The organism is Bradyrhizobium sp. C9, assembly GCF_002532045.1.
GTDB lineage: Bacteria > Pseudomonadota > Alphaproteobacteria > Rhizobiales > Xanthobacteraceae > Bradyrhizobium.
Map to the genome: position 1 here is coordinate 116,167 of NZ_NWTG01000014.1, position 26,096 is coordinate 142,262.

Genomic DNA, 26,096 nt, shown 5'->3' on the forward strand with positions numbered 1-26,096 from the left:
TTTAGCAACAGCGCCGGGTTCCATGCGGCCGGCTCGCGGCGGGTTCCCCGCCCGATCGGCCTTAACTCCTGGCGCGCCGACGGCCGAGCTCGATCTGGTCGACCAGGAAGTCGGCAAAGGCGATGCCCTGTGCTTTCAAGGCCTTAGGGTACAGCGATGCCGCGGTGAGGCCGGGCAGCGTGTTGGTCTCAAGGTAGACCGGGCCATTGGCCGACACGATGAAATCGCTGCGCGAGTAGCCGGTGCAGGACAATGCGCGGTGCGCCCGCAACGCATGGTCCATGATTGCGGCGCTGACCTCGGGCGCGAAACGTCCGGGGCAAATCTCCTGGGTCGACTTCAGAAGGTATTTGGCTGTGTAGTCGAAGCCCCCCTCCGCCGGCACGATCTCGATCGGCGGCAGCGCGAACACCGTGCCGTCGGATTGCTCGAGCACGCCGCAGGTCGCCTCCACGCCCGATACGAACGGCTCGATCAGATAGTCTTCATGCTTGGCGGCATTGCGGACCGCGGCGAGGTCCTGCTTGGCGTTGACGAAGATCAGCCCGTAGCTCGATCCGTCCTTGGCGGGCTTTGCGATCAGCCTGCCGTGCTGGGCGAAGGCATCGTCGATCTGATCGACGGTGATGCCCTGCGGCGCGTTGAGGCCCGCGATCGCGGCGAAGCGCTTCGCCGACGGCTTGTCGAACGCCAAATGCGACGACGCCGAGCCGGAGCCGGTGAACGCGACGCCGCGCATCTCGCACATCGCCTGCAACTCACCGTTCTCGGCGCGACCACCGTGCAGGCCAAGCACCAGCACGCGCTGCTCGGCGCCTGCTTTGTCGAGCGCTTTGTCGAGCGCGATGCCAGGACCGCCGGGCTTGAAGTCGATCTCGAAGGGCCGCGTGTGGCCGAGCAGCTGTTCGGACGTCACCGCATGCACGGTGTCGTCGACGTCCCAGAACCAGAGACCAGCGTCGGGCAGTGCGCGGTGCAGCGCCTGCGCGCTCGCCACCGAGACCAGCCGCTCCTTGTTGGTGCCGCCGAACAGAATGGTCACCTGCATCAGCTTTTCCCGATCCGCTTGATTTCCCAATGCAGCTCAATTCCGCTGCTCTGCTTGACCCGCTCGCGCACCGTCTCGCCGAGCGTCTCGATGTCATGCCCGGTGGCGTTGCCGGTGTTGATCAGGAAATTGCAGTGCATCTCCGACACCTGCGCGCCGCCGACCTTGAGGCCGCGGCAGCCGGCAGCGTCGATCAGTTTCCAGGCGCTGTTATCAGGCGGATTCTTGAAGGTCGAGCCGCCGGTCTTCTCGCGGATCGGCTGCGCGGTCTCGCGATGGGTCTGCACCTCATTCATGCGGGTGCGGATCGCATCCGCATCGGTGATCCTGCCGCGGAAGCGCGCCGAGGTGAACACGATGGACGGATCGACGCCGGAGTTGCGATAGACGAACTTCATGTCGGCATTGCCGAACGTGTGCCTGGTGCCGTCACGGCCGATGCCGGTAGCCTCGATCAGCACGTCCTTGGTCTCGCCGCCATTGGCGCCGGCATTCATGCGCAGCGCACCGCCGACCGTGCCGGGAATCCCGAAGAAGAATTCCATGCCGCCGATGTTTGCCGCCGCCGCCGTCTCGGCGACGCGCTTGTCGAGCGCCGCGGCGCCGGCGGTGACGACATCGCCGGCCGCACTGGTCTCGCCAAAGGCACGCGGCGCGAGCCGGATCACGGCGCCGGGCATGCCGCCGTCGCGCACGATCAGATTGGAGCCGACGCCGACGACATAGACCGGCAATTCCTGCGGCAGCCGCTTCAAGAAGTAGGCGAGATCATCCTCATCGGCCGGCGTAAACAGCACCTGCGCCGGGCCGCCGACGCGAAACCAGGTCAGCTCCGCCATCGACTGGTTCGCCAGCAGCCGCCCGCGCAACTCCGGCATCGCGGCTTTCAGGTCGGGCGTGATGTCGGGGAAGGTCACGATCACCCCAGCGCTTTCAGTTCGCCGGGCAGTGCGTAGGCCCATTGCGTGATATTGCCAGCGCCGAGGCAGACGACGAGATCGCCGGACTTGGCGATGCCGTGAACGATCTTCGCGAGCTCGCCGGCGTTCGGCAGCGGGACCACGTTGCGATGGCCGTGGGCGCGCAGGCCGGCAGCAAAGTGATCGCGGTCGATGCCTGTGATCGGCGCCTCGCCCGCCGGATAGACCTCGGCGACCACGACCGCGTCGGCATCGTTGAAGCAGGTGCAGAATTCCTCGAACAGCGACTGCAGACGGGTGTAGCGATGCGGCTGCACCACGGCGACGATCTTGCCGTTGGTGGATTCCCGCGCCGCCTTCAGCACGGCCGCGATCTCGACCGGATGATGACCGTAATCGTCGATCACGGTGATGCCGTTGGTCTCGCCGGTCTTGGTGAAGCGCCGCTTGACGCCGCCGAAGCCGGCCATGGCCTGGCGGATCACGTCATCGGACACGCCGAGCTGGTGCGCGACCGCGATCGCCGCCGTCGCGTTCGACGCGTTATGACGTCCCGGCATCGGCAGCATGATGTCGGCGATTTCGTGCGTTGCGCCCGACTTGCGATCGCGGATCGCGACCTTGAACTTGGAGCCGCCGCCCATCGGCGTCAGATCCAGCAGCTGCGCATCGGCCTGCGGATTCTGCCCGTAGGTGATGATGCGGCGGTCCTCGATCTTGCCGACCAGGGTTTGCACCACCGGATGATCGGTGCACATCACGGCAAAGCCGTAGAACGGAACGTTCTCGACGAAATTGCGGAACGCGTCCTGGATCGCCTCGAAGGTCTTGAAGTGATCGAGATGCTCGGGATCGATATTGGTGACGATGACGACATCAGACGGCAGCTTCAGGAACGTGCCGTCGCTCTCGTCGGCTTCGACCACCATCCAGTCGCCGGCCCCGAGCCGGGCATTGGAACCATAGGCATTGATGATGCCGCCATTGATCACGGTCGGATCGAGGCCACCGGCGTCGAGCAAGGTCGCCACCATCGTGGTCGTGGTGGTCTTGCCGTGGGTGCCGGCGATCGCGACGCAGCTCTTCAGCCGCATCAGCTCCGCCAGCATCTCGGCACGCCGCACCACGGGAATGCGCTGCGCCCGCGCCGCCATCAGCTCCGGATTGTCGCGCTTGATCGCGGTCGAGACCACGACGACATCGGCGCCATCGACGTTCTCGGCAGCGTGGCCGACCGAGATCTTGGCGCCCTTCTTACGCAGCCGGTCGAGGTTGTAATTGTCCGACGCGTCGGAGCCCTGCACGGTGTAGCCGAGATTGATCAGCACCTCGGCGATGCCGCTCATGCCGATGCCGCCGATCCCGACGAAGTGAATGGGTCCGATCTCGCGCGGCAGTCTCATGATCCGGTTCCTGATATCATCGTCCGCCCTGTGCGAGCTTCGCTGCGGAGCGGACGATTTGGCTTCTCTGCGCGCCTTATAGCGGCAGCGCGGACTACTGGATGCCCCGCTTTTCCCATGCGTGACAAGGGCTTTTTCCGCCCCACGGCCGTGGAAATGTCGCCGTTGTCAGCTAGCGGCCGGTGCTGGTGATCTGACACCACGGACATCTCCATCCCGACCCGGCAGCTACGCCGCTCCCGACCGCACGGCATGTGCGGCGAACTCATCCTGCATCTCGATGACGCGAAGATAATTGCGCAGCCGGTTGGTCTCGAGCGCGCGCAGCAGCTTGTTCCGGTGATAGGGCAGCACGAGCTCGGCAAGCTGTGCGCTCCAGCTGGCGTTCATGTCGAACAGCACCCCGAGGCCGAACACGGCGGGGATCTCGGCGAAGCCGAACTCCCTGCCCTGCGCCAGCTCCTCAGCGAGGAAGTCATCGATCGCGGTCATCACGCCATTGCGCGCACCGCCGGCGACGTTTGCGAATGCGGCGAAGCCCGCGCCGCGAAATCCACGGCCCTCGACCAGCACCGGGCGATCCAGCGTGGCGCCGGCGTTGAAACTGTGCGGGTGACGAAACTCGGCGGGAATCTGGCCGGGCGCGTAATACATGTCGCGCCGCCCGCAAGGCCAGCCAACATCGTGCAGGAAGACCAGCACGGGCTTGCCGTCACGGCGGCTGATCGCCTCGATCTGCCTGAGCTCGTGATAGACCGTGTACCAATTGTGGTCGCCATCAACGATCCAGGCATCGGCCGCATCCAGCTCGCCGAACGCATCGAGGCTGGGCTTCGCGATGTGACGCACATCCGGATTAGCGCTCACCCAGTCGAGGAATTCGCGCTTTGGCGCAGGATCGATGCTGGTGAGCCGGCCACCGCGGGCGCGGCAGTGATCGGCGAGCAGCGCCGACATGCCGCCATACTCCGCGCCGATCTCGACGATGTCTTGCGCATTCGAGAGCCGCAGCGCTTCGAGGATCAGCTCCGAGAATTCCGAGACGGAGTGAATCAAAAGACCCGTCATGATCTAGTCTCCCCCGGCGTCCTGCCGGATTGGCGCATCAAATCCCGGCCACTTTCGTGACCAGATCGGCCAGCCGCTCGGCTGCATCGAGCCGGCCGACGCTGCGCGCGGCTTCCGCCATCGCGGTCAGTCTCTCGGGCTCGGCGGCGAAGGCCGATATCTCAGCCGCGAGCCGTTCCGGCGTGAAGTCGCCCTGCGTGATGCGCAGCGCGCCGTTCGCTTGCGACAGCACGCCGGCATTGGCGAACTGGTCCTGATCGATCGCGCCGGGCAGCGGCACCAGGATCGAGGGCCGGCCGATCGCGGCGAGCTCGGCCACGGTGCCGGCGCCGGAGCGCGAGATCACGAGCTGGCTCGAGGCCAGCCGCGCCGGCAGGTCGGCAAAGAACGGCGCGAGTTCGGCATCGATCTTGAGCCGGTCATAGACCGCGCGCACCCGCGCCATGTCCTCGTCGCGCACCTGCTGGGTGACGATCAGGCGGCTCCACAACGCGGGCGCAAGCTTTTCGATCGCCGGCGGCACGATGTCGCTCATCACGCGCGCGCCCTGGCTGCCGCCAACGACCAGCAGGCGCAGCGGTCCGTTTACCTCGGGCGGGGTGTATTTCACCGCGGCGGCGGCGAGGATCGCGGGGCGCATCGGCGTGCCGACGGTGGTGGCCTTGCCAGCGAGCGCCGGATCGCGATCGAGCACGCCGGGCAGCGAGGTCGCGATCGCGTTGACGCGGCCGGAGAGGAAGCGGTTGGCGCGGCCGAGCACCGCATTGGCATCGTGGATGATGCCGGGGACGCCGAGCATCCGCGCCGCCATCAGCGGCGGCAGGGTCGGGTAACCGCCGAAACCGACGACGGCCGACGGCTTCAACCGGCGCACCACATTGGCGGCGACCAGCGTGCCGTAGCCGAGCATCAGCACGGTCTGCGCCAGCGAGATCGGGTTCCGGCTGCGCACGGTGGCGCTCGGCACCAGCTCGATGCTCTCCCGGCCGAACAGGCCTGAGTAGCGCAGCGCGCGGCCGTCGGTCGCCAGCCGCACCCGCAGGCCGCGCTTGATCAGTTCCACGGCGAGCGCTTCGGCCGGGAACAGATGGCCGCCGGTGCCACCGGCCGCCAGCAGAATCAGGGGGGACTCAGCCATGGCAGCAATTTATACCGTCATTGCGCGCGAAGCGACTTGTCCGCCGGAGCCTTGGCGAAGGCGGAAGCAGTCCATGGCGCTCCCCGCAATGACGATGGAAAGCTTCATGCGTAGGCGCGCCGGGTGCTGGCGCCTTCCATCGATTCGATCTCCGTGCGCGGCCGCTGCCGTGTCAGCGCCAGCATCATGCCGACGCCATAGGCCAGCGACACGAACGAGGAGCCGCCATAGGAGATGAACGGCAGCGTCATGCCCTTGGCCGGGATCAGTTGCAGGTTGACCGCCATGTTGATGGTCGCCTGCACGCCGAACAGGATCGCAAGCCCCGACGCCGCGAAGCGCGAGAACATGTCCTCGGTGGCGTAAGCACGCGTCAGCGTGCGGATCACGATGAAGCCGAACAGGGCGACCAGCATCAGGCAGAGGATGATGCCGAATTCTTCCGCTGCCACCGCGAACACGAAGTCGGTGTGGCTGTCCGGCAGGCTGCGTTTTGCAATTCCCTCACCGGGACCAAGCCCGAACCAGCCGCCGTTCCAGAAGGCCTCCATCGCGGTGTCGACCTGGAAGGTGTCGCCGGAGGCTGGATTCATGAAGCGCTTGATGCGGCCGGCGACGTGCGGCACCAAAAGATACGCGCCGAACAGGCCCGCGCCGGCCGCGCCGGCGAGCCCGAACACCCAGATCATCCGCATGCCCGCGATGAAGAACAGCGCGCCCCAGACGGTGAGGATCAGCATGGTCTGGCCGAAGTCCGGCTCCATCACCAGCAGCGTGACCAGCGTCAGCAGCAACGCCAGCGCCATCGAGGTCGCCGGCATCTCCGGCCGCTTGGTCGATTCCGCAAACAGCCAGGCCGCGACGATGACGAAGGCGGGCTTGGCGGCCTCGGAAGCCTGGATGTTGACGCCGAGCAGCGTGATCCAGCGCCGCGAACCCTTGACCTCGGGCCCGATCAAGAGCGTCAACACGATCAGCGCGATCGAGACCACGAACACGATCAGCGCGGTGCGCCGGATCTGCCGCGGCGTCATGAACGACACCCCGATCAGCACCATCAGCGACGGCACCAGGAACATGACATGGCGGTTGAAGAAGTGGAACGGATCGAGCCCGATCCGCGTCGCGACCGGCGGGCTTGCCGCCAGCGACAGGATGACGCCGGCCAGCATCAACGCGGCGATCGCGACAAGCAGCAGCTTGTCGACGGTCCACCACCAGTCCGAGAACGGGGTGCGTTGGTCACGGGCGAGCATGGGCGTCCCCAGATGGCAGAGGTAACGTCCATTCGTGGCGCAGGATGGTTTCCAAGGGGTTAATGGGTTGGATAACTTTTGAGGGAGGTGCAGAGGGCTCTTTCACTGCCGCAGACCCCAACTACAGCTGTCGTCCCGGCGAAGGCCGGGACCCATACGCCGCAGCAGGTGTCGTGAACGGGACACGTCGTTCCAGCGACGCTCAACAATATCATTTTGTGGTTATGGGTCCCGGCCTTCGCCGGGACGACGATGAATGCGTGGCACGATCTGGTGGGTTCGCTACGCTCTACCCATCCCACAATTCTGCTGGGCTCTCACACCACCGGCTTCACACCCGGCAGCGCCTGGACGATGTCGCGGAAGGCGGTGCCGCGGATTTCGAAATTGCGGTACTGGTCGAACGAGGCGCAGGCCGGCGACAGCAGCACGACGGCCTCTGCGAGCCCCGACGCTTCCGCATCGCGCGCGGCGCTGGCGATCGCGACGTCGAGCGTGCCGGACATCTCGTGCGCAACGCGGTCACCGAGCGTGCCGGAGAATTCGGCCGCCGCCTCGCCGATCAGATAGGCCTTACGGATGCGCGGGAAATAGCCGGTCAGGCCCGTGATGCCGCCGGCCTTCGGCTTGCCGCCCGCGATCCAGTAGATGTCGGCGAACGACGACAGCGCATGCGCGGCGGCATCCGCATTGGTGCCCTTGGAGTCGTTGACGAACAGCACGTTGCCGCGGCGGCCGACCTGCTCCATGCGATGCGCCAGACCCGGGAAGCTGCGCAGGGCGTTCTGCAACACATCGGTCGCAATCCCCATCGCCAGCGCGCAGGCCGAGGCGCAGGCGGCGTTCTGGGCATTGTGCAGGCCGCGCAGCGAACCGATGCCGCCTAACCGCGCGATCTCGCTGCGCGCCGCGCCCGAGGCGCGCACGATGGTCTCGTGCTCGACATAGAGGCCGTCGGGCAGCGGGTTCTTCACCGAGATGCGCACCACGCGCTTGCCGGCGCGATCGAGCCGGTCGGCGATGTCGCGGCACCAGCCGTCGTCGACGCCGACGATTGCGGTGCCGCCCTGCTGCACGCCTGCGACCAGCCGCTCCTTGACCGCCGCGTAATGCGCCAGCGTGCCGTGGCGATCGATGTGGTCCTCGCTGATATTGATCAGGATGCCGACCGAGGGATCGAGCGACGGCGCGAGGTCGATCTGGTAGGACGACATCTCGATGACATGGACGCGGCCCATCCGCGGCGGCTCCAGCGACAGGATCGCGGTGCCGATATTGCCGCCCATCTGGGTGTCGTAACCGGCAACCCTCATCAGGTGCGCGATCAGCGCCGTGGTGGTCGACTTGCCGTTGGTGCCGGTGATGGCGACGAACGGCGCGTTCGGCGCGTGACGGCGCCGCTCGCGGCAGAACAGTTCGACGTCGCCGATCACCTCGACACCGGCCTCGCGCGCCTTCAGCACGCTCCAGTGCGGCGCCGGATGGGTCAGCGGCGCGCCGGGGGTCAGGATCAGCGCGGCGAAATTCGCCCACGACACGGTGCGCAGATCGGCGGTGGTGAAGCCGGCCTGCGCCGCCTTGGCGACGTTGTCGGCACTGTCGTCGGCCGCGATCACTTCCGCGCCACCGGCCTTCAGCGCCTGGCAACTCGCGAGCCCGGAACCGCCGAGCCCGAAGACTGCGACCGTCTTGCCTGCGAAGGAGGTGACCGGGATCATGACGGCGCTCAGCGCAGCTTGAGGGTGGAGAGGCCGGCGAGCGCCAGCATCACCGAGATGATCCAGAACCGGATCACGATCTGCGGCTCGGTCCAGCCCTTCTGCTCGAAATGATGGTGCAGCGGCGCCATCCGGAACACGCGTTTTCCCGTGAGCTTGAACGAGGTGACCTGGACGATGACCGAGACCGCCTCCAGCACGAACAGGCCGCCGATCACCGCGAGCACGATCTCGTGCTTCACCGCAACCGCGGTGGCACCCAGCATGCCGCCGAGCGCGAGCGAGCCGGTGTCGCCCATGAAGATCGAGGCCGGCGGCGCGTTGAACCAGAGGAAGCCGAGGCCCGCGCCCAGCACCGCGCCGCATAGCACCGCCAGTTCGCCGGTGCCGGCGACGTAATTGATCTGCAAATAGTCCGAGAACACCGCGTTGCCGGTGAGATACGAGATCATGCCGAAGCTCGCGGCTGCGATCATGACCGGCACGATGGCAAGGCCGTCGAGGCCGTCGGTCAGGTTCACCGCGTTGCCGGCGCCGACCATCACGAAGGCGCCGAAGATCACGAAGAACCAGCCGAAATTGATCACGAGGTCCTTGAAGAAGGGAATCACGAGCGACGTCGAGGACACGTCGCGCCCGAGCCGGACCAGCGCGTAGGTGGCGGCGAGCCCGATCGCCGCCTCGATCAGGAGCCTGAGCCTGCCGGCGAAGCCGCTGTGCGACTGCTTTGTGACCTTCAGATAATCGTCATAGAAACCGACGAAGCCGAAGCCGAGCGTCACCGCCAGCACGATCCAGACATAGGGATTGAGCGGGTTGGCCCAGAGCAGTGTCGACACCACGAGCCCGGACAGGATCATCAGCCCGCCCATGGTGGGCGTGCCCTTCTTGGAGATCAGGTGCGACTGCGGACCGTCGGTGCGGATCGGCTGGCCCTTGCCCTGCCGCAGCCGCAAATGATCGATGATCCAGGGCCCGAACAGAAACACGAACAGCGCCCCGGTCACCATCGCGCCGCCGGTGCGGAAGGTGATGTAGCGGAACACGTTCAGAGCGCTGCGGAATGCCCCAAAACCCGGAACGGTGTTGGACAGTTCGATCAACCAGTAGAACATTCAAAAAGTCCTATACCGCTTCTTCGTGCGCGGCCTTGTCGGGGAAGCGTTTTTCCAGCGCGCTGACAATGAGCTTCATCTTCGATCCCAGCGAGCCCTTCACCATGATCACGTCACCGGCACGGACCGCGGCGACTGCCTGCGCCTCGAGCGCCGCCGAACTCTCGGCATAGCCTCCCCGCTTGCCGGTGGAAAGGGCATCCCAGAGATTCCGCATCAGCGGACCACAACAATATACGAGGTCGATGCGGTTGGCGGTCACGGCCTCGTTGAGGCCGCGGTGCAGGTCGGGCCCGGTCGGCCCGAGCTCGAGCATATCGCCGAGCACGGCGATGCGGCGGCCATGCGGCCCGGTCTGGGCCTGGCCGAGCACGTTGAGCGCGGCGCCCATCGAGGCCGGGTTGGCGTTGTAGCTCTCGTCGATCAGCGTCGCCTCGCCATGGCCAACCTCGATCGTGCGGCGAAGACCGCGGCCGGTCGGTGCCTCGAGCTGCGACAGCGACAGCGCCGCACGCGCGATATCGGCGCCGAGCAGCGAGGCGCCCGCGAGCACCGCGAGCGAGTTCATCGCCATGTGGCGGCCGGGCATGCCGATCTTGTAGGTGATGTCATGGTCCAGGATGTCGGCATGCACGGCCGAGCAGGTCGCGTGCAGCGAGAGGTCGATCAGCCGCGCCTCGGCGCGCTTGTCGGCGCCGAACGAGACGATGCGCGAGATGCCGGCTTTCTTGGCCTGCTTCTGCAGCCGCGCGAACTGCCCGTTGTCGCGGTTGAGCACGACGGCGCCGCCGGGCTCGAGGCCTGAAAATATCTCCGCCTTGGCGTCGGCGATCGCCTCGATGCCGGCGAAGAACTCCAGATGCACCGGCTCGATCGTGGTGATGACGGCAACATGCGGCCGCACCATCTTGACCAGCGGCGTGATCTCGCCGGCATGGTTCATGCCGATCTCGAACACCGCAAAGCGCGCGCTCGCCGGACAGCGCGCCAGCGACAGCGGCACGCCCCAGTGATTGTTGAACGACGCCACCGAGGCGTGGGTCTCGCCCTGCGCCGACAGCACGCGGCGCAGGGCCTCTTTCGTCGATGTCTTGCCGACCGAACCGGTCACCGCGATGATCTGTGCCTTGAGCCGCGCCCGCGAGGCATGCGCAAGCTCGACGAGGCCGGCGAGCACGTCGTCGACCACCAGCAGCGGCGCGTCGGCCGGAAATTTTGCACGTTGTGCAGTCTCGACGACCGCGAGCCCGGCGCCTGCCTTCAGCGCCGCCTCGACAAAGGCGTGGCCGTCATGGACGTCGCCCTTGATGGCAAAATACGCATCGCCCGGCGCGATGGTGCGGCTGTCGATCGAGAGACCACTGACGCCCTCCGGCAGCTTGCCTTGCGTGGCGGCGCGCATTGCTTGCGCCATCGCATCCGAGGTCCACAACATCGTGCTCATGCGCCCTCCTCGGCCAATGCATTCGCGACCGCCTCATGATCGCTGAACGGCAGCGTCGTGTTGCCGACGATCTGCCCGACCTCATGGCCCTTGCCGGCCACGACCAACGCGTCACCCGGCTCGAGGCCGGCAATCCCGGCGCGGATCGCGGCGGCACGGTCGCCGATCTCACGCGCGCCCTTTGCGGTTGCCATGATCGCGGCGCGGATCGCCTCGGGCTTCTCGCTGCGCGGATTGTCGTCGGTGACAATGATGTGATCGGCATTCTCGGCAGCGATCGCGCCCATGATCGAACGCTTGCCGGCATCGCGGTCGCCGCCGGCGCCGAAGATCACGACCAGCCTGCGCTTCGCATAGGGCCGCAGCGCCTGCAGCGCCTTGGCGAGCGCATCGGGCTTGTGGGCGTAGTCGACGAAGATCGGCGCGCCATTGTGCTCGCCGACGAATTCGAGCCGGCCCTTGGCGCCCTCGAGGTGTTCGAGCGTGCCGAACACGTCATCGGCGGCGCTGCCGGTGCCAATCGCGAGGCCCGCCGCGACCAGCGCATTCTCGATCTGGAATTCGCCGACCAGCGGCAGCCGGATCGCATGTTTGCGGCCGCGGTGCTCGATCACAAGCTTCTGGGCAAAGCCTTCGATCGCAGCGTCCGTGAGCCGGATGCCTTCGCCGGTGTCGGCATTGCGGCCGACCGTGATGATGTGCAGGCCGCGCGCCCGTGCCGCATCGATCACCTCTCGCGAGCAGTCGTGATCGGCCGAGATCACGGCAGTGCCGCCGTCCGCGACGAGATCGCGGAACAGGCGCAGCTTTGCGTTCAGGTAATGCGCGACATCAGGATGATAATCCATGTGATCGCGCGACAGGTTGGTGAAGCCGCCGGCGGCGATGCGCACGCCGTCGAGCCGATACTGGTCGAGGCCGTGCGAGGAGGCCTCGAAGGCAAGATGGGTGACGCCGTCGCGCGCGATCTCGTCGAGCTGGCGATGCAGCGCGATCGGATCGGGGGTGGTCAGCGAGCCGTAGACGGTGCGCTTGTCCGAGACCAGGCCGATGGTGCCGATGCTCGCGGAGGAGTGCCCCAGCTGCTGCCAGATCTGGCGCGTGAACGCCGCGACCGAGGTCTTGCCGCTGGTGCCGGTTACCGCTGCAATCGTCGCGGGCTGACGCGGATAGAATTTAGCCGCTGCGAGTGCTAGCGCGCGGCGCGGATTCGGCGTGATGACGAACGGGACGCCACCGTGACCTTGCGGCAGATGGTCGCTGGCGACCGCGACCGCGCCCGCGGCAATCGCCGCATCGACGAAGCGCGCGCCATCGGTCCTGCTGCCGGCCAGCGCAAAGAACAGATCGCCCGGCTTCACCGCACGGCTGTCGACCGCAAGCCCTCCGACGACGATCCCGTCGGCACTTGGATCGCCCTTTGGATCGATCGTGGCATCGGCGCTGAAGAGGTCGCGAAGTCTCATGATCTTCCAGTCTGGCCGGCGCCGTTCTGGCGCCATCGTCTGAGCATGATCTGGTCCGGAAAACCGCTTCGCACTTTTCCGGATCATGCTGTGATTATACGCCTTACTGGGTTGTTCTGGATGCCGCAAGAATAAGGCGGTCGGACGGCGGCAGGTCGAAGCGCGGTTCAACGCCCAAAAGCGGCGCAATTCGGGCGATCACGTTGCCGCCGGTCGGCACCGCATTCCAACCCGAGGTGATGAAACCGTAGGTCTCCTTCAGGGGCTGCGGCTCGTCGAGCATGATCAAGAGCTGATATTTCGGATTGTCGGCGGGTAGGATCGCGGTGAAGGCGTTCAGCACGCGCTTCTTGGCGTAGCGGCCGTTGATCACCTTCTCCGCGGTGCCGGTCTTGCCGCCGATATAGTAGCCCTTGACGTCGGCCTTCTTCGCGGTGCCGATCTCGGCATTGAGCCGCATCAGATAGCGCATCTTGTCCGAGGTCTCGGGCTTGATGACGCGCTTGGCCAGCGCCATCGCCTCCTGCTCGGTGCGCTTGAGGAAGGTCGGCGGAATCAGATAGCCGCCATTGACCAGTGCGTCGATGCCCATCACCGCCTGCAGCGGCGCCACCGCGATGCCGTGGCCGAACGAAATGGTGACGGTGTTCAATTCGCCCCACTTCTTCGGCACGATCGGCGAGGCGCTCTCCGGCAATTCAGTGCGCAGCCGCTCGAGCTGCCCCATCTTGCGCAGGAAGGCCTTGTGCGCGTCGACGCCCATCGCCAGCGCAATGCGCCCGGCGCCGATGTTGGAGGAATAGTAGAACACCTCCTTCATGTTGATCATGCGGCCCATGTTGTGATCGTCATGGATCGCGAACTTGCCGTAGTGCAGCGGGCCGCGCGCATCCCACATCGAGTTGAGGTCGAACCGCCCGCTGTCCAGCGCCATCGCCAGCGTGAACGCCTTGAAGGTCGAGCCCATCTCGTAGACGCCGGTGGTCAGGCGGTTGATGCGATCGGGGTCGTGCGCTTCCTTCGGATTGTTCGGATCGAAATCCGGCAGCGACACCATCGCCACGATCTCGCCGGTGCGCACGTTGGAGACGAGGCCGGAAGCGGCCTTGGCCTTGAACTTCTCCTTCGCCTTGATCAGTTCGTCGCGCAGCGCGTGCTCGACACGCAGATCGACCGACAACTCCACCGGCTTCTGCAGCCGGTCGGTGGCGAAGCCCGCGCGATGCAGGTCGGCCAGACCGTTGTTGTCCAGCCACTTCTCCATCCCGGCGATGCCCTGGTTGTCGATGTTGACGAGGCCGATCAGGTGGGCGACCTCGTTGCCGGTCGGATAGACGCGCTTGTTCTCGCGCAGGAAGCCGACGCCGGGAAGGCCGAGGCGATGGATGTCGAGCTGCTGCTTCGGCGTGATCTCGCGCTTCAGCCAGACGAAGCCCTTGCGCGACGACAGGCGGTCGCGCACCTCGCTGGTGTCGAGATCGGGCAAGGCCGCGGTCAGAAGCTCAATCGCCTCGTCCTTGTCGATCAGGCGGCGCGGTTCCGCGAACAGGCTCGGCGCCTTGACGTCGGTGGCGAGAATTTCACCGTTGCGGTCGGTGATGTCGGGCCGCGCGGTTGCGATCGCATCCTGCGAGGCGGTACGCCGCGCGCCATGGCTGTCGGCGCCGACGGCGAACAGCACCAGCCGTCCGGCCAGCACGCAATAGACCGCGGCGAAGGCGAGGATCGCAAGGCCGACGCGTGCGCGCGCCTTCGCGGCGCGGTCGACATTGCTTCCGTACAGCAGCGTGCGGATCAGCCGCGTGCGCCAGGGTTCGGCGGATTTCGCGGCCGGTTTAGTGGCGGGTGCCGGATCGGTCATGGCAGGTCCCGTCATTGCTGGTCTCCCGCGCCCTGCTCGGACTCCTCGGATGCGGGCTGGTCGGCGGCCGGCTGGTCGGTCGCCGGCTTGCCGATCGATCCGGTCGTGCTGTCCGGCGCGGCGGCGGCCTCGATGGTGTCGATCATCGCGCCGATCGGATCGCGCGAACCGGGCCGCGTGAAGCTCGGCGGCCGCTCCGGCAGGTTCTTCAGGGAATCGTACTGGTTGGCGTTGACCGGCTTCAGCGGCAGATGCCGCTCGGCAAGCCCTTGCAGCCGCAGCGGCGCGTCGAGCTTGGCCCATTCTGCGCGCAAGGTCGCGATCGCGTTGCGCTGCTCGCGGATCTCGGCATTGAGCTGCAGCACGCGTTCGACGCGCGCGGTCGATTCCATCTTGATGCGATAGACATAGGACGCCGCGAAGATCAGCATGCCGATGACGAGGAGATGGAGAAGGCGCATCGTCAGCCTCCCCGCTTCAGGTCGGACAGCCGTGGCCATGACGGCAAGTCGTCGTCCGCATGCGCCGGCGCCGCGGTGCGCTCGGCCGCGCGCAGCTTGGCCGACCGGGCGCGCGGATTGGCCGATATCTCCGCCTCGCCCGGTGTCACCGGGCGCTTGGTCAGGATCTGAAAGCTCGGCGCGGACTGCGCCACTTCCGGCAGATGCCGCGAGCCGCCGGAAACCTTGCCGCGCTCGCTCAGGAAATTCTTGACGATGCGGTCTTCCAGCGAATGGAACGAGACCACGGCAAGCCGCCCGCCCGGCTTCAGCACGCGCTCCGCCGCAGCCAGCGCGCGATGCAGCTCATCGAGCTCTTCGTTGACGAAGATGCGCAGCGCCTGAAAGGTCCGCGTCGCCGGATGAATCTCGTTTGGCTTGGCGCGCACGACTTTCCCGACGATGTCGGCGAGCGCATCGGTCGTCGTGATCGGCGCGTCCTTGCGCGCGGCGACGATGGCGCGGGCGACGCCGCGCGAATGCCGCTCCTCACCGAAGATATAGATGATGTCGGCGAGTTGCTTCTCGGAAGCCGTGGCAACCACATCGGCCGCGGTCGGACCGCTCTGCGCCATCCGCATGTCGAGCGGGCCGCCCAAGCGGAACGAGAAGCCGCGCTCGGCCTGGTCGAGTTGCATCGAGGAGACGCCGACGTCCATCACGACGCCGTCGACCTGGTCCACCCCCTGCGATGCGCAGACCTCGGCAAGATTGGAGAAGCGGTCCTCGACCAGCGTCAGGCGGCCGTCCGCGCCGTCGACCAGATCGAAGCCGCCTGTTATCGCGGTGCGGTCGCGGTCGATGCCGATGACACGCGTACCGGCGACATCGAGAATCATGCGGCTGTAGCCGCCGGCGCCGAAGGTCGCGTCGACATAGATGCCACCGGCGCGCGGCTCGAGATAACCGACCGCCTCGCGGCCCAGCACGGAAATGTGACGGGGAGCACGCTCGCTCATGCGCGGCCCCCGGAGAGGGCCGCGTTGCTGGCATGCAAGCTGGCTGCGCGCCGACTCATTGCGTCTCGAATCCTCGCGCTGGTTGTTCCGGCAAAAAGGCCGCTGCGTGATCCCAGCGCCAACTCCCGTCCTCGGCCGCAAATCCTGATATCCGACCGGAATTGGGAGGGTTTCCATGGGATTTCGCGCAACAGCGGGCCTTGGCCGTCCCCCGAAACCGGTTCGGCACTTCACCTCTCAGTAACGGCACTTAACGTTAAGAAAACGTTGATGATCGGTTAGCGGAATCGCACGACTTTGACCCGCATTCGAGTGATATTCTCGGCACTCGCTCCCGGCATCATTGCGCGGCTCATGGAGCAGACCCTGGAACCCGGCAGGGCCGATTGCGCGGCCCTCACGGTAAAGGAATAGTAAACGCCTATTTGTTTATCCATATGTCAAAATGCGTTCTCCTGGTTCGGGTTTGAGTGATTCGTATGGCTTCTGGTTCGTCCTCGTCCGGCAACGCTGATTCGAAGCGTCAGCGCGTCCTTCCTGTTCCGAAGGGCGTGGCCGACGTGAAGACGTTCACGCCGGATTCCTCGATTGCCTCCGACGTGATCCCGTCGGTGAATTTCGGCGACCGCGCCAACAACCGGCAGCCCGACATGATCGTGTTGCACTATACCGGCATGCCCGACGTCGAGGGCGCGATCGCCCAGCTCTGCACGGCCGGCACCGAGGTCTCGGCGCATTACATCGTGCTCGAGGACGGCCGCATCGTGCAGTGCGTGCCGGAGAGCAAGCGCGCCTGGCACGCCGGCGTCTCCGCCTGGGCCGGCGAGGACGACATCAATTCCTGCTCGATCGGCGTCGAGATCGTCAACCGCGGCCACGATTGGGGCTATCCCGACTTCCCGCTGCGGCAGATCGCGGCCGTCATCGCGCTGTGCCGCGGCATCATGCTTCGCCGCAAGGTGGTCTCGCATCGCGTGCTCGGCCATTCCGACGTGGCGCCGGGGCGCAAGAAGGATCCAGGCGAGAAATTTCCCTGGCACTCGCTGGCCAATTCCGGCGTCGGGCATTGGGTGCAGCCGGCGCCGATCGTGCGCGGCGACGCGCTGCAGCTCGGTGCGATCAGCGATGCCGTCTCCAACATGCAGGCCGCGTTCCGGCGCTACGGCTACAACATCCCGACCAACGGCAAGTTCGACGGCCCGACCATGGAGGTCGTCACCGCCTTCCAGCGTCACTTCCGCCCCGAGCGCGTCGACGGCATCGCCGACCGCTCCACCATGGCAACGCTGTTCGCGCTGCTCGAGAGCCTGCCGCCGGATGCGACGGCGCAGGTCGCGGCCAAGGCGAAGTAAGACTTCGTCTCTGCACCGTCATTGCGAGCCAAATGCGCACGCGCAAGATGGAACTTTTCACCATCCTGCGTCTTCTCATTTGGGGCGGTCTGAGTGGAGATTCGTCCATGTTCAAAGCACTCATCAGCGGAGCTGTCGCCATCGGCCTCATCGCAGCTCCAGTCGCCGCAGGTGCGATGTCGACCCAGGACAAGTCCATGTCGATCCATCACAAGACCCACAAGGTCCATCACGCACAGAAGAAGATGATGGCGCCCGGCACCACGACCGGCATGTCGAGTGGAACCACGACCGGGCAATCGACCGGCGCCAAGGCGAAGACAGGATACTGAGCACGGTCGACGCCGCGCGGCGCGCTGACGATCGCTGATGTGAGAGGCGTGCCCTCGCGCGCCACGCACGAGATGAGGCGATGTCACCCCATCTCGGCGATGCGGCGCGCATAGAGCCGCCGCAGCGGCTCGAGCTGCGTCGCCGCGGTGGCGGCAAGATAGGCCTGCCGCGCTTCGTCCTGGCGGCCGAGGCGGCGCAACAGATCGGCGCGCACCGCGGGCAGCTGGTCGTATCCCCTCAGGCTGCCGCGCGCGTCCAGCGCATCGATCAGGTCGAGCGCACGCGCCGGGCCGTCGACCATCGACACCGCGGCCGCATGATTGAGCTCGATCACCGGCGACGGGCTGATGCGGAGCAGCACCTCATAGAGGCCGGCGATCTGCGGCCAGTCGGTATCCTCATAGCTCGGCGCTCGCGCATGCAGTGCGGCGATCGCAGCCTGCACCGCGTAGGATTGCGGCCGGCCCGGCATCTGTAGCGCCTCCTCGACCAGCCTCACACCTTCGGCGATCTGCCGGAAATCCCACAACGAACGGTCCTGCTCCTCGAGCAGCACGATGTCGCCGCCTGCGGTCTGGCGGCCGGCGCGGCGCGCATCGTGCAGCAGCATCAGCGCCAGCAGGCCCTTGATCTCGCCGCGCGCCGGAATCAACCCGTCGAGCAGCCGCGCCAGCCGGATCGCCTCACGCGCCAGATCGGGCCGCATCAGATCCTCGCCGGCGGTCGCGGCATAGCCTTCGGTGAAGACCAGATAGATCACCGCGAGCACACCCGTGAGCCGCGGCTCCAGCGCCTCGCGCTCCGGCACCTCATACGGAATCCCGGCGAGCTTGATCTTCTGCTTGGCGCGCAACAGGCGCTGCGCCATCGCGTCCTCGCTGACCAGGAACGCGCGCGCGACCTGCGCCGTGGTCAGGCCGCACACCGTGCGCAGGGTCAGCGCAACCTGGACCTCGGCGGCAAACGACGGATGGCAGCAGGTGAAGATCAGCCTCAACATGTCGTCGTCGAGCGTCGCGTCGGGCGGCTCGGGCGACGGCGCCGCGTCCAGCAGCAATTGATGCGTCAGTTCCTGCTGCTTGCCGCGAAACGAAACCGCGCGGCGGACGCGGTCGATCGCCTTGTTGCGGCCGACATTGACCAGCCAGGCGCGTGGATTGGCGGGGAATTCACCGATCGGCCAGCGCTGCAGCGCGACCGCGAAGGCCTCCTGCAGGGAATCCTCGGCCAGATCGAAATCGCCGACGAGACGGATCAGCGTGGCGAGCGCCCGGCCCGCCTCGTCGCGGAAGATTTTCTCGATCTGGCTCGGGGTCATGGCCATCAATCGGTGCTCAACGGCCGCGCCAGAAGACGCGGCCGCTGCATTCATGATGCGACAATGCCGTCATCACGGGTTGTCGTAGATCATCACCGGCCTGACCTCGATCGAGCCGGTCTTGGCGCCGGGAATCCGCGCCGCAAGGCCAAGCGCGGTGTCGAGATCCTTGGCCTCGACCAGATAGTAGCCGCCGAGCTGTTCGCGGGTTTCCGCGAACGGCCCATCGGTCGTCAGCGTCTTGCCGTCGCGGACCCGCACGGTGGTCGCCGTCGACACCGGCTGCAGCCCGTCGCCGGCCTTGAAGTGCCCGCTCTGGATGATGGACTGGGTGTAGGTGCCGTACTCTGCCGACACGGCCTTGCGGTCTTCAGCGGACATGTGGGCGTATTGCGCGTCGCTCCGGTAGATCAGCAGCAAATATTGCATCTCGTCTCTCCTCTTGATCGGCTGGATCGCCGACACCCAGTCGAACGGGCGACAGGTCAAACGACATCTTCAGGATAAATTATTTTGGCCGTTTTGGCGGCCGTTATCTGCTTGACGGATCGGGCGGAAACGCCCATGCCGTGGAGGTCAGTCGGCCGGACGGCCGCTCCCGCTGGTGCCGAAAGGCCGCGGGGGAGGAAAGTCCGGGCTCCATCGACATGCGGTGCCGGATAACGTCCGGCGGGGGCGACCCCAGGGAAAGTGCCACAGAGAACGAACCGCTCACCTTCCGAAAGGGAGGGACGAGTAAGGGTGAAAAGGTGCGGTAAGAGCGCACCGCGTTTCCGGCAACGGAGACGGCATGGCAAACCACACCGGGAGCAAAACCGAATAGGGACGGCAACGTGGTTAGTTCGCGCACGCGCGATAACACCGCAGGGCGATGTCAGGCCCGCCGTCCGGGTAGGTTGCTCGAGGCAAGGTGCAAACCTTGTCCCAGAGGAATGGCCGTCGCGTACCATTCGTAAGAATGGTGCCCTACAGAACCCGGCTTACAGGCCGGCTGATATTTTGGAGTATGAGGGGCTCGGCGTAACACGCCGGGCCCTTCGCCATTTAGGCCGCCACAAGCGCATCCCGCTTGCTAGAGTGCCCCTTGCGGAGGGAACGCAGATGGACCTTCAGAAGATCATCCAGGCCGCGCGCAAGATCAGCGATCAGACCGGTGTCATCACTTTTGATCAGCTCAATGAATTGTGCCCGAAGGAACTCAGTGCCGAGGACGTCCAAGCCCTGTTCAAGGCGCTGAACAAGGAGGGCATCCAGCTCACGGACAAGGAGGCCGACACACCGGAATGATCATGCTCGCTCTGCGGACAAGCCAAGCCGCAGATCCTGCAACTGGCGCAGCAAGCTTGCGCTAGCGACGGATCATTCCGGTGATGCGTGCTCCCCCATAGGGAAACGCAGTGGCGCCGTCCCAAACACCAGACCGCATGCAGCTACGGAATACGGTGAGGCAGGTTTCTTGCGATCCGACTGGACCAATTCGGAACCGGTAGGCAACGCACTGATCGCGCTGATTGCTGCAAGTACGCGGGCCCACGTCGAGCCGCGCCGCATTGGCGTCGACACTCGACAGCAGCAGCAGTCCGACGATCGCCGTTTTCAGAGCCAAGGCCAGTTTAGGCACCGACAACCTCCAGCTGAAACAAACCGATCGAGTTGTTATATACGCCAAAGCAGGTTTGCAAGAGAGATGCGGCTGCCGCGTTCGGTCGGCGCGAAGCCTGTCTGGCGGTAGCGTCGCGCGCAATCGGCAACACTATTCGAGATAGAGGTGCGATACGCCGCATCGAACCCAATGACGATCGCTACGTCACGATCTGCTGCAGCATCGCCATCAGCGCCTCAGGCGCGGTGACGTTCGGCGAGTGGCTGGCGTCGATCTCGAGATAGCGCCAGCCGGCTTCGTTCTTCGTGCGTTTTGCGAATTGCCCGAACGTGTCCGCCGGCGTGATACGGGTGGCGTAGATGTAGCTGCGCGGCAGGCTGGTCTCGCCATGTTGCAGCTTCAGCTTCTGCTCGAAGCATTTGATCGGCATGTCGACCCGGCGCGCGGTCAACCACTCGACATCTGCGGCAGACGTATCCGGCGGCGTCGGCATCGGCGGGATGCGCCAGCCGTCGCCATTGCGCGCCGCCTCCCCCATCTTGTCGATGGCCACGTCGTTAAGGTCGAACAGCGACTGGCCGTCGCGCGGCACGAAGGCGTCGATATAGATCAGCTGCGCGATCCGCTCGCGCACCCGGTCGGCGACGCCGGTCGCGACCATGCCGCCATAGGAATGGCCGACTAGCACGATGTCGCGCAGATCTTCATATGAAATGACGCTGAGCACGTCCTGGATATGCGCCTCGAGGTCGAGCCCCTGATGCGCAAGGTGGGCGCGCTCGCCGAGCCCGGTGTAGCTCGGCGTGACCAGTCGGTGCCCGGCGGCCTGCATCAACGGATGCATTTTCTTCCACGCCCATCCGGCCGACCAGGCGCCGTGACAGACCAGAAAGGTTTTCGACGAATTCGCAGTCATGAGGAAGCTTCCATTCCGATTGTCGTTGATGAGCGGCGATTTTGAAGTGTACCCGCCGCGCGCGTCGTGTAAACGTCGCGGCAATGAACAAAACAAAGAGACGAGGATGAGTCCGGCAAGCTACGCGGTCCTGTTCTTCGGCGCGCTTGCCGGCGGATTCGTTTCCGGTCTTGCCGGCTTCGGCACCGCGCTGATGGCGCTCGGCATCTGGCTCTATGTGCTGCCGCCGACGCTCGCGGTGCCGCTGGTGCTGGTGTGCTCGGTGATCGCGCAGGTATCGACGCTGCCGTCGATCTGGAAGACCATCGATTTCCGCCTGGTCTGGCCGTTCGTCATCGCGGGCCTCGCCGGCGTGCCGATCGGCATCCTGCTGATCGCCCGCGCCGACCCCGAGGTGTTCAAGCTGACGATCGGCGTCTTCCTGCTGGTGTTCCCGACCTTGCTGTTCCTGCAGCGCAAGCCGATGTCGATCGCCTTCGGCGGCAAATGGGCCGACGGCGCAATCGGATTTGCCGGCGGCATCCTCGGCGGCCTCGCCGGACTGTCCGGCCCGCTCCCGATCCTGTGGGCGAGCCTGCGCGGCTGGGGCAAGCAGCAGCGCCGCGGCGTGTTTCAGATATTCAACTTCACGATCCTGGCGGCCGCGCTTCTGGTCCAGGTCGCAAGCGGCCTGGTGAAGCCCGAGTTGATCTGGCTCGTGGCCTGTGCGTTTCCGGGAACGCTGCTCGGCGCCTGGCTCGGCTCGCGCCTCTATCACGCGCTCAGCGACCGCAATTTTTCCGACGTCGTGCTGGTGCTGCTGTTCCTGTCCGGCGTCGCGCTGGTCTGGAACGGGCTGGCGCCGAAATAGCCGACAGCGCACGACTGATGGGACACCGCCCATCAGTCGCGCGCTATCGTTCACTACTCCGCCGCCGCCTGGCCGAACTCGGTCGCCTGCCGCTCGAACAGGCCGCGGTAGATGCCGCCCTGCCGTGCCGCAAGCGCCTCATGCGTGCCCTGCTCGACGATCTCGCCGCGATCGAACACCAGGATGCGATCCATGCTGCGCACGGTCGACAGCCGGTGCGCGATCACGATCGAGGTGCGGCCCTTCATCAGCCGCTCCATCGCCTGCTGGATCAGCGCCTCGGATTCCGAATCGAGGCTCGAGGTCGCTTCGTCCAGGATCAGGATCGGCGCATCCGCCAGGAAGGCGCGCGCCAGCGCCACGCGCTGCCGTTCGCCGCCCGACAGCTTGACGCCGCGCTCGCCCACCAACGTGCCGTAATCCTTCGGCAGCCGCATGATGAAGTCGTGCGCATTGGCAAGCCGCGCCGCCTGCTCGATCGCCTCCATGCTGGCGCCGGGCCGGCCATAGGCGATGTTCTCCGCCAGCGTGCGGTGAAACAGGATCGGCTCCTGCTGCACGATCGCGATCTGGCTACGCAGCGATTGCTGCGTCGCCTTGGCGATATCCTGACCGTCGATTAGGATCTTGCCACTGGTGACGTCGTAGAGCCGCTGCACCAGCTTGACGAAGGTGGTCTTGCCGGAGCCGGAGCGCCCGACCAGGCCGACGCGCTCGCCGGCATCGATGTCGACCGACAGTCCGTCATAGAGCGGCCGGCGATGGCCGCCATAGTGGAACGTGACGTCGTCGAACACGATGCGGCCGCCCTGGATGTCGATCGTCCTCGCATCATCAGCATCGACAATGCCGAGCGGCTCGCCATGGATCTGCACCAGTTCCTCCATGTCGTTGACCGAACGCTGCAGGTTGTTGATGTGCATCCCGACATCCCGCAAGTAAGCGTGGATGATGTAGTAGCTGGTCAGCACATAGGTGACGTCGCCCGGCGTGGCGTGACCCTGCGCCCATAGCAGGATCGCGCCGCCGATCACCGAAGCACGGAAGCACAACAGCACCAGGAGCTGCGCCGTCGAGGTGTGGTTGTAGCGGAACCAGGTTCTCCGCACCCGCCGGCGCCAGCGGCTGATGACGCCGCCGAGCCGCATGTCCTCGCGCGTCTCGGCGCCGAACGACTTCACCACCGCGTTGCAGGTCAAGGCATCGGCCAGCGTGCCGCCGACCTTGGTGTCCCACGCATTGGAGACGCGCGCGGCCGGCGCGACGTAGCGCACCTGGAACACCATGGTCATCGCGACATAGATCACCGAGCCTATGGCAATCACCGCGCCGAGCGATGGCCAGTGCAGCCCGAGCAGGATCATCGAGCCGAGCAGCACCACGAGCGACGGCAACAGCGCCATCAGGATCGTGTCGTTCAACAGGTCGAGCGCCCACATGCCGCGCGTGATCTTGCGCACGGTGGAGCCCGCGAACGAGTTGGCGTGCCAGTCGGTCGAGAAACGCTGCACGCGCATGAAGGCCTGCTGCCCGACATCGGACATCGTCTTCAGCGTGAACGGCACGATGGTCTGGATACCGACCAGCCGCAGCACCAGCGACAGCGCGCCGAGGCCGACGATGGCGCCGAACGCCAGCATCGCCGCATGGCGCGCGGCGGCATCGGTGGCGCCCGCGGTCAATGCGTCGACCAGATGGCCGGAGAACACCGGCATGAACAGGTCGGCGGCGGTTGCACCGAGGAAGCCCGCCGTCACGGCGAAGGCGCGCAGCGGCTGCTCCAGCCAATGGCGGAACACGAATGGCAGGACGATCCGGATCGCGGCCGGTCGCTTGGTCGTCAGAGAGGTCATGGCACATTCCGGCCACGCTTCTGCAGCGCAAGCCGGCTCCATCTAGGGCGACAGGCGGACGGAATCCGGCCGCTAATGTCGCTGGAAATTGTAGATAACGTGTTGGGAAGTTTGGGTGATCGGGGATCAGGCCCGATCAGCGCCGGGAGCTAACGCGAAGCCGCGCCAAGCACCATCGAACGCGGGCGCGCGATCTGCGAAATAAACGACTTCATGCGCATCTCCCGGGTTCGAGTAAGGAATGCGCTGCTTATAAATGCATCACGCGCGATTGGCAAGATGACAAGCGCGTGAGTGCGTCAATGTGTCGATGATGCAACGTTCTGCACGCGACCGGGCGCACCCCGCGCGCGAATGCGACGCGCTCAATGCGCGTCGCCGCCGCCTGCGGTCATCGACGGCGGCTTGTTGACGAACAGCACCAGCAGGCTGAGCCCGACATAGAACAGCGACAGCATGAAGAAGGCGTCGCCATAGCTCATCACCTGCGCCTGGCGGTGCACCAGCTGCGACAGCTGCTTCATCGCCATGGTGGTGGCATCGCCCATGCCCTGCAGGCGCTGGGCGAAATTGTTGAGGGTCTCGACCGCGGTTGCATTGCCCCAGGTGACGCGATCCTGCAGCCGCGCGATGTGCAGATCGGTGCGGTCGTTGAGCGCTTCGTTGATCAAAGCGAGCCCGAGCGCGCCGCCGAGATTGCGCATCAGGTTGAACAGGCCGGAGGCGTTCTTGACGCGGTCCTGCGGTAGCGTGGCGAGCGCGATGTTGTTGGTCGGCACCATCGCGCACATCATGCCGATGCCGCGCAGAATCTGCGGCACCAGGAGCTCGTAGAAGTCGTACTCGCGGGTGATCCAGGTCATCTGCCAGGAGCCGAGCGCGAAGGTGACGAGGCCGAAGGCGATGATGTAGCGCAGATCGACCTTCTGCATGAGACGGCCGACCACCGGCGCCATGAAGAACATCGTCATGCCGGAGATGAACATGGTCTCGCCGATCATCAGCGCGCTGTAGCCGCGGATCTCGGCGAGATAGCGCGGATAGACGTAGGTCAGGCCGTACAGCCCGATGCCGATGCAGAACTGCAGCACGCAGCCGACCGCGAAGTTGCGGTTGGAGAAGGCATAGAGGTCGACGATCGGCTCCTCCGCGGTCAGCACCCGCCAGAAGAAGGCGACCGCCGAGACGAAGCCGATCGCGGCGCAGACCGCCACCGAAGTGTCCTGCAGCCACTCATATTGCGGGCCTTCCTCGAGCACATATTCGAGCGAGCCGAGGAAGCCACCCATGAAGATCAGGCCCCACCAGTCGAAGCGATCGAGCAGCGCGAAGTTCGGCTGGTCGAAATCGATCAGCGCCAGCACGCCGATGGTGATGATGACGCCGGGGACGATGTTGATGAAGAACAGCCAGTGCCACGACATCAGGTCGGTGATGTAGCCGCCGACGGTCGGCCCAACGGTCGGCGCCAGCGTCGCGACGAGGCCGATGATCGGCGCCACGATGTAGAACTTGGAGCGCGGGAAGATGGTGTAGGCCGAGGCGAACACCGTCGGGATCATGCCGGCGCCGAGGAAACCCTGCAGCGCGCGCCACAGGATCATCTGCTCGATCGAGGAGGCGAAGCCGCACAACAGGCTCGACACCGTGAAGCCGAACGCCGAGATCGCAAACAGCAGCCGGGTGCCGAGCGCGCGCGACAGGAAGCCGGACAGCGGGATCGCGATCACCTCGGCGATCAGATAGGCGGTCTGCACCCACGACACTTCGGTCGAGGACGCCGACAGGCCGGCCTGGATCTCGGTGAGCGAGGCCGAGACGATCTGGATGTCCAGGATCGACATGAACATGCCGAACACCATGATGATGAAGGCGACCACCCGCTTGGGCTGGAGCCGCTCGGTCTCGGAGGCGCCGGTCATCATCGAAGGCGAAGCAGTGGTCGCGTCGGCCATGGGCTCATCAGGCTCCGCGC

General features: G+C 65.8%; 23 protein-coding genes and 1 other RNA gene. 5 read left to right on the forward strand and 19 right to left on the reverse strand.

Features of this window, described 5'->3' with window-relative positions; all coding sequences use genetic code 11:
- Positions 1–61 precede the first annotated feature (61 nt).
- The 13 genes from CO675_RS25430 to rsmH all read right to left on the reverse strand — a co-directional run bounded on the left by CO675_RS25430 (position 62) and on the right by rsmH (position 15,896).
- A complete protein-coding gene (locus CO675_RS25430) occupies positions 62–1,048 on the reverse strand; it encodes a D-alanine--D-alanine ligase family protein (RefSeq protein ID WP_097674577.1) in 987 nt (328 codons plus the stop codon).
- Positions 1,048–1,965: a UDP-N-acetylmuramate dehydrogenase gene (gene murB / locus CO675_RS25435; protein ID WP_097674645.1), complete on the reverse strand. Its 918-nt coding sequence runs from the start codon at positions 1,963–1,965 to the stop codon at positions 1,048–1,050. Before murB ends, CO675_RS25430 begins: the two co-directional genes overlap by 1 nt.
- Before the next feature lie 2 nt (positions 1,966–1,967).
- Complete coding sequence (gene murC, locus CO675_RS25440) at positions 1,968–3,371, reverse strand: UDP-N-acetylmuramate--L-alanine ligase (protein WP_097674578.1); 1,404 nt, start codon at positions 3,369–3,371, stop codon at positions 1,968–1,970.
- A gap of 228 nt (positions 3,372–3,599) precedes the next feature.
- Complete coding sequence (locus CO675_RS25445) at positions 3,600–4,439, reverse strand: class I SAM-dependent methyltransferase (RefSeq protein WP_097674579.1); 840 nt, start codon at positions 4,437–4,439, stop codon at positions 3,600–3,602.
- A gap of 37 nt (positions 4,440–4,476) precedes the next feature.
- Positions 4,477–5,577 (reverse strand): undecaprenyldiphospho-muramoylpentapeptide beta-N-acetylglucosaminyltransferase, encoded by a 1,101-nt coding sequence (gene murG / locus CO675_RS25450; RefSeq protein ID WP_097674580.1) that lies wholly within the window; start codon positions 5,575–5,577, stop codon positions 4,477–4,479.
- Positions 5,578–5,681: 104 nt separating this feature from the next.
- Positions 5,682–6,833 (reverse strand): putative lipid II flippase FtsW, encoded by a 1,152-nt coding sequence (gene ftsW / locus CO675_RS25455; protein ID WP_097674581.1) that lies wholly within the window; start codon positions 6,831–6,833, stop codon positions 5,682–5,684.
- Positions 6,834–7,150: 317 nt separating this feature from the next.
- Complete coding sequence (gene murD / locus CO675_RS25460; protein ID WP_097674582.1) at positions 7,151–8,551, reverse strand: UDP-N-acetylmuramoyl-L-alanine--D-glutamate ligase; 1,401 nt, start codon at positions 8,549–8,551, stop codon at positions 7,151–7,153.
- An 8-nt stretch (positions 8,552–8,559) separates the two neighbouring features.
- A complete protein-coding gene (mraY, locus tag CO675_RS25465) occupies positions 8,560–9,666 on the reverse strand; it encodes a phospho-N-acetylmuramoyl-pentapeptide-transferase (protein ID WP_097674583.1) in 1,107 nt (368 codons plus the stop codon).
- Between the two features lie 10 nt (positions 9,667–9,676).
- Positions 9,677–11,110, reverse strand: coding sequence for a UDP-N-acetylmuramoylalanyl-D-glutamyl-2,6-diaminopimelate--D-alanyl-D-alanine ligase (locus CO675_RS25470; protein WP_097674584.1), 1,434 nt, complete (start codon positions 11,108–11,110; stop codon positions 9,677–9,679).
- On the reverse strand, positions 11,107–12,576 hold the full coding sequence (locus tag CO675_RS25475) for a UDP-N-acetylmuramoyl-L-alanyl-D-glutamate--2,6-diaminopimelate ligase (RefSeq protein ID WP_097674646.1): 1,470 nt from the start codon (positions 12,574–12,576) through the stop codon (positions 11,107–11,109). The genes CO675_RS25470 and CO675_RS25475 overlap by 4 nt, the downstream gene beginning before the upstream one ends.
- Positions 12,577–12,679: 103 nt before the next feature.
- The gene (locus CO675_RS25480; RefSeq protein WP_502693405.1) at positions 12,680–14,452 is read right to left on the reverse strand and encodes a peptidoglycan D,D-transpeptidase FtsI family protein; all 1,773 of its coding nucleotides are present in this window, start codon (positions 14,450–14,452) and stop codon (positions 12,680–12,682) included.
- The gene (gene ftsL, locus CO675_RS25485; protein ID WP_097674586.1) at positions 14,449–14,898 is read right to left on the reverse strand and encodes a cell division protein FtsL; all 450 of its coding nucleotides are present in this window, start codon (positions 14,896–14,898) and stop codon (positions 14,449–14,451) included. Before ftsL ends, CO675_RS25480 begins: the two co-directional genes overlap by 4 nt.
- Positions 14,899–14,900: 2 nt before the next feature.
- Positions 14,901–15,896: a 16S rRNA (cytosine(1402)-N(4))-methyltransferase RsmH gene (gene rsmH / locus CO675_RS25490; RefSeq protein ID WP_097674587.1), complete on the reverse strand. Its 996-nt coding sequence runs from the start codon at positions 15,894–15,896 to the stop codon at positions 14,901–14,903.
- Between the two features lie 479 nt (positions 15,897–16,375).
- On the opposite strand from rsmH, the gene CO675_RS25495 reads away from it, so the two are divergent.
- Entirely contained in the window at positions 16,376–17,248 is an 873-nt protein-coding gene (locus CO675_RS25495) for an N-acetylmuramoyl-L-alanine amidase (RefSeq protein ID WP_198964737.1), read from the forward strand.
- Between the two features lie 107 nt (positions 17,249–17,355).
- Positions 17,356–17,580 carry a hypothetical protein gene (locus CO675_RS25500; RefSeq protein WP_097674648.1) on the forward strand — a complete coding sequence of 75 codons (225 nt, stop codon included), beginning with the start codon at positions 17,356–17,358 and terminating at the stop codon, positions 17,578–17,580.
- Between the two features lie 83 nt (positions 17,581–17,663).
- Here CO675_RS25500 and CO675_RS25505 read toward each other — a convergent pair whose 3' ends face one another.
- Together CO675_RS25505 and CO675_RS25510 are read right to left on the reverse strand one after the other, a co-directional pair.
- Positions 17,664–18,899 carry an RNA polymerase sigma factor gene (locus CO675_RS25505; RefSeq protein ID WP_097674588.1) on the reverse strand — a complete coding sequence of 412 codons (1,236 nt, stop codon included), beginning with the start codon at positions 18,897–18,899 and terminating at the stop codon, positions 17,664–17,666.
- Positions 18,900–18,971: 72 nt separating this feature from the next.
- Positions 18,972–19,328 (reverse strand): YciI family protein, encoded by a 357-nt coding sequence (locus tag CO675_RS25510; protein WP_097674649.1) that lies wholly within the window; start codon positions 19,326–19,328, stop codon positions 18,972–18,974.
- A 147-nt stretch (positions 19,329–19,475) separates the two neighbouring features.
- Between CO675_RS25510 and rnpB the strand changes: the two genes are divergently transcribed.
- Both rnpB and CO675_RS25520 read left to right on the forward strand, forming a co-directional pair.
- Positions 19,476–19,898: RNase P RNA component class A (gene rnpB, locus CO675_RS25515), an RNA gene on the forward strand.
- 102 nt (positions 19,899–20,000) lie between these two features.
- On the forward strand, positions 20,001–20,186 hold the full coding sequence (locus tag CO675_RS25520; RefSeq protein ID WP_097674589.1) for an RNA polymerase sigma factor region1.1 domain-containing protein: 186 nt from the start codon (positions 20,001–20,003) through the stop codon (positions 20,184–20,186).
- 61 nt (positions 20,187–20,247) lie between these two features.
- Here the strand turns inward: CO675_RS25520 and CO675_RS40110 are convergent, their stop codons facing one another.
- Positions 20,248–20,520 (reverse strand): hypothetical protein, encoded by a 273-nt coding sequence (locus CO675_RS40110; protein ID WP_143279100.1) that lies wholly within the window; start codon positions 20,518–20,520, stop codon positions 20,248–20,250.
- 181 nt (positions 20,521–20,701) lie between these two features.
- Complete coding sequence (locus CO675_RS25525) at positions 20,702–21,418, reverse strand: alpha/beta fold hydrolase (RefSeq protein WP_097674590.1); 717 nt, start codon at positions 21,416–21,418, stop codon at positions 20,702–20,704.
- Positions 21,419–21,524: 106 nt separating this feature from the next.
- On the opposite strand from CO675_RS25525, the gene CO675_RS25530 reads away from it, so the two are divergent.
- Positions 21,525–22,268, forward strand: coding sequence for a sulfite exporter TauE/SafE family protein (locus CO675_RS25530; protein ID WP_097674591.1), 744 nt, complete (start codon positions 21,525–21,527; stop codon positions 22,266–22,268).
- A 53-nt stretch (positions 22,269–22,321) separates the two neighbouring features.
- On the opposite strand, the gene CO675_RS25535 is transcribed toward CO675_RS25530, so the two are convergent.
- Together CO675_RS25535 and CO675_RS25540 are read right to left on the reverse strand one after the other, a co-directional pair.
- Complete coding sequence (locus CO675_RS25535; RefSeq protein WP_097674592.1) at positions 22,322–24,121, reverse strand: ABC transporter ATP-binding protein; 1,800 nt, start codon at positions 24,119–24,121, stop codon at positions 22,322–22,324.
- Between the two features lie 365 nt (positions 24,122–24,486).
- On the reverse strand, positions 24,487–26,076 hold the full coding sequence (locus CO675_RS25540; protein ID WP_097674593.1) for a DHA2 family efflux MFS transporter permease subunit: 1,590 nt from the start codon (positions 26,074–26,076) through the stop codon (positions 24,487–24,489).
- Positions 26,077–26,096 lie beyond the last annotated feature (20 nt).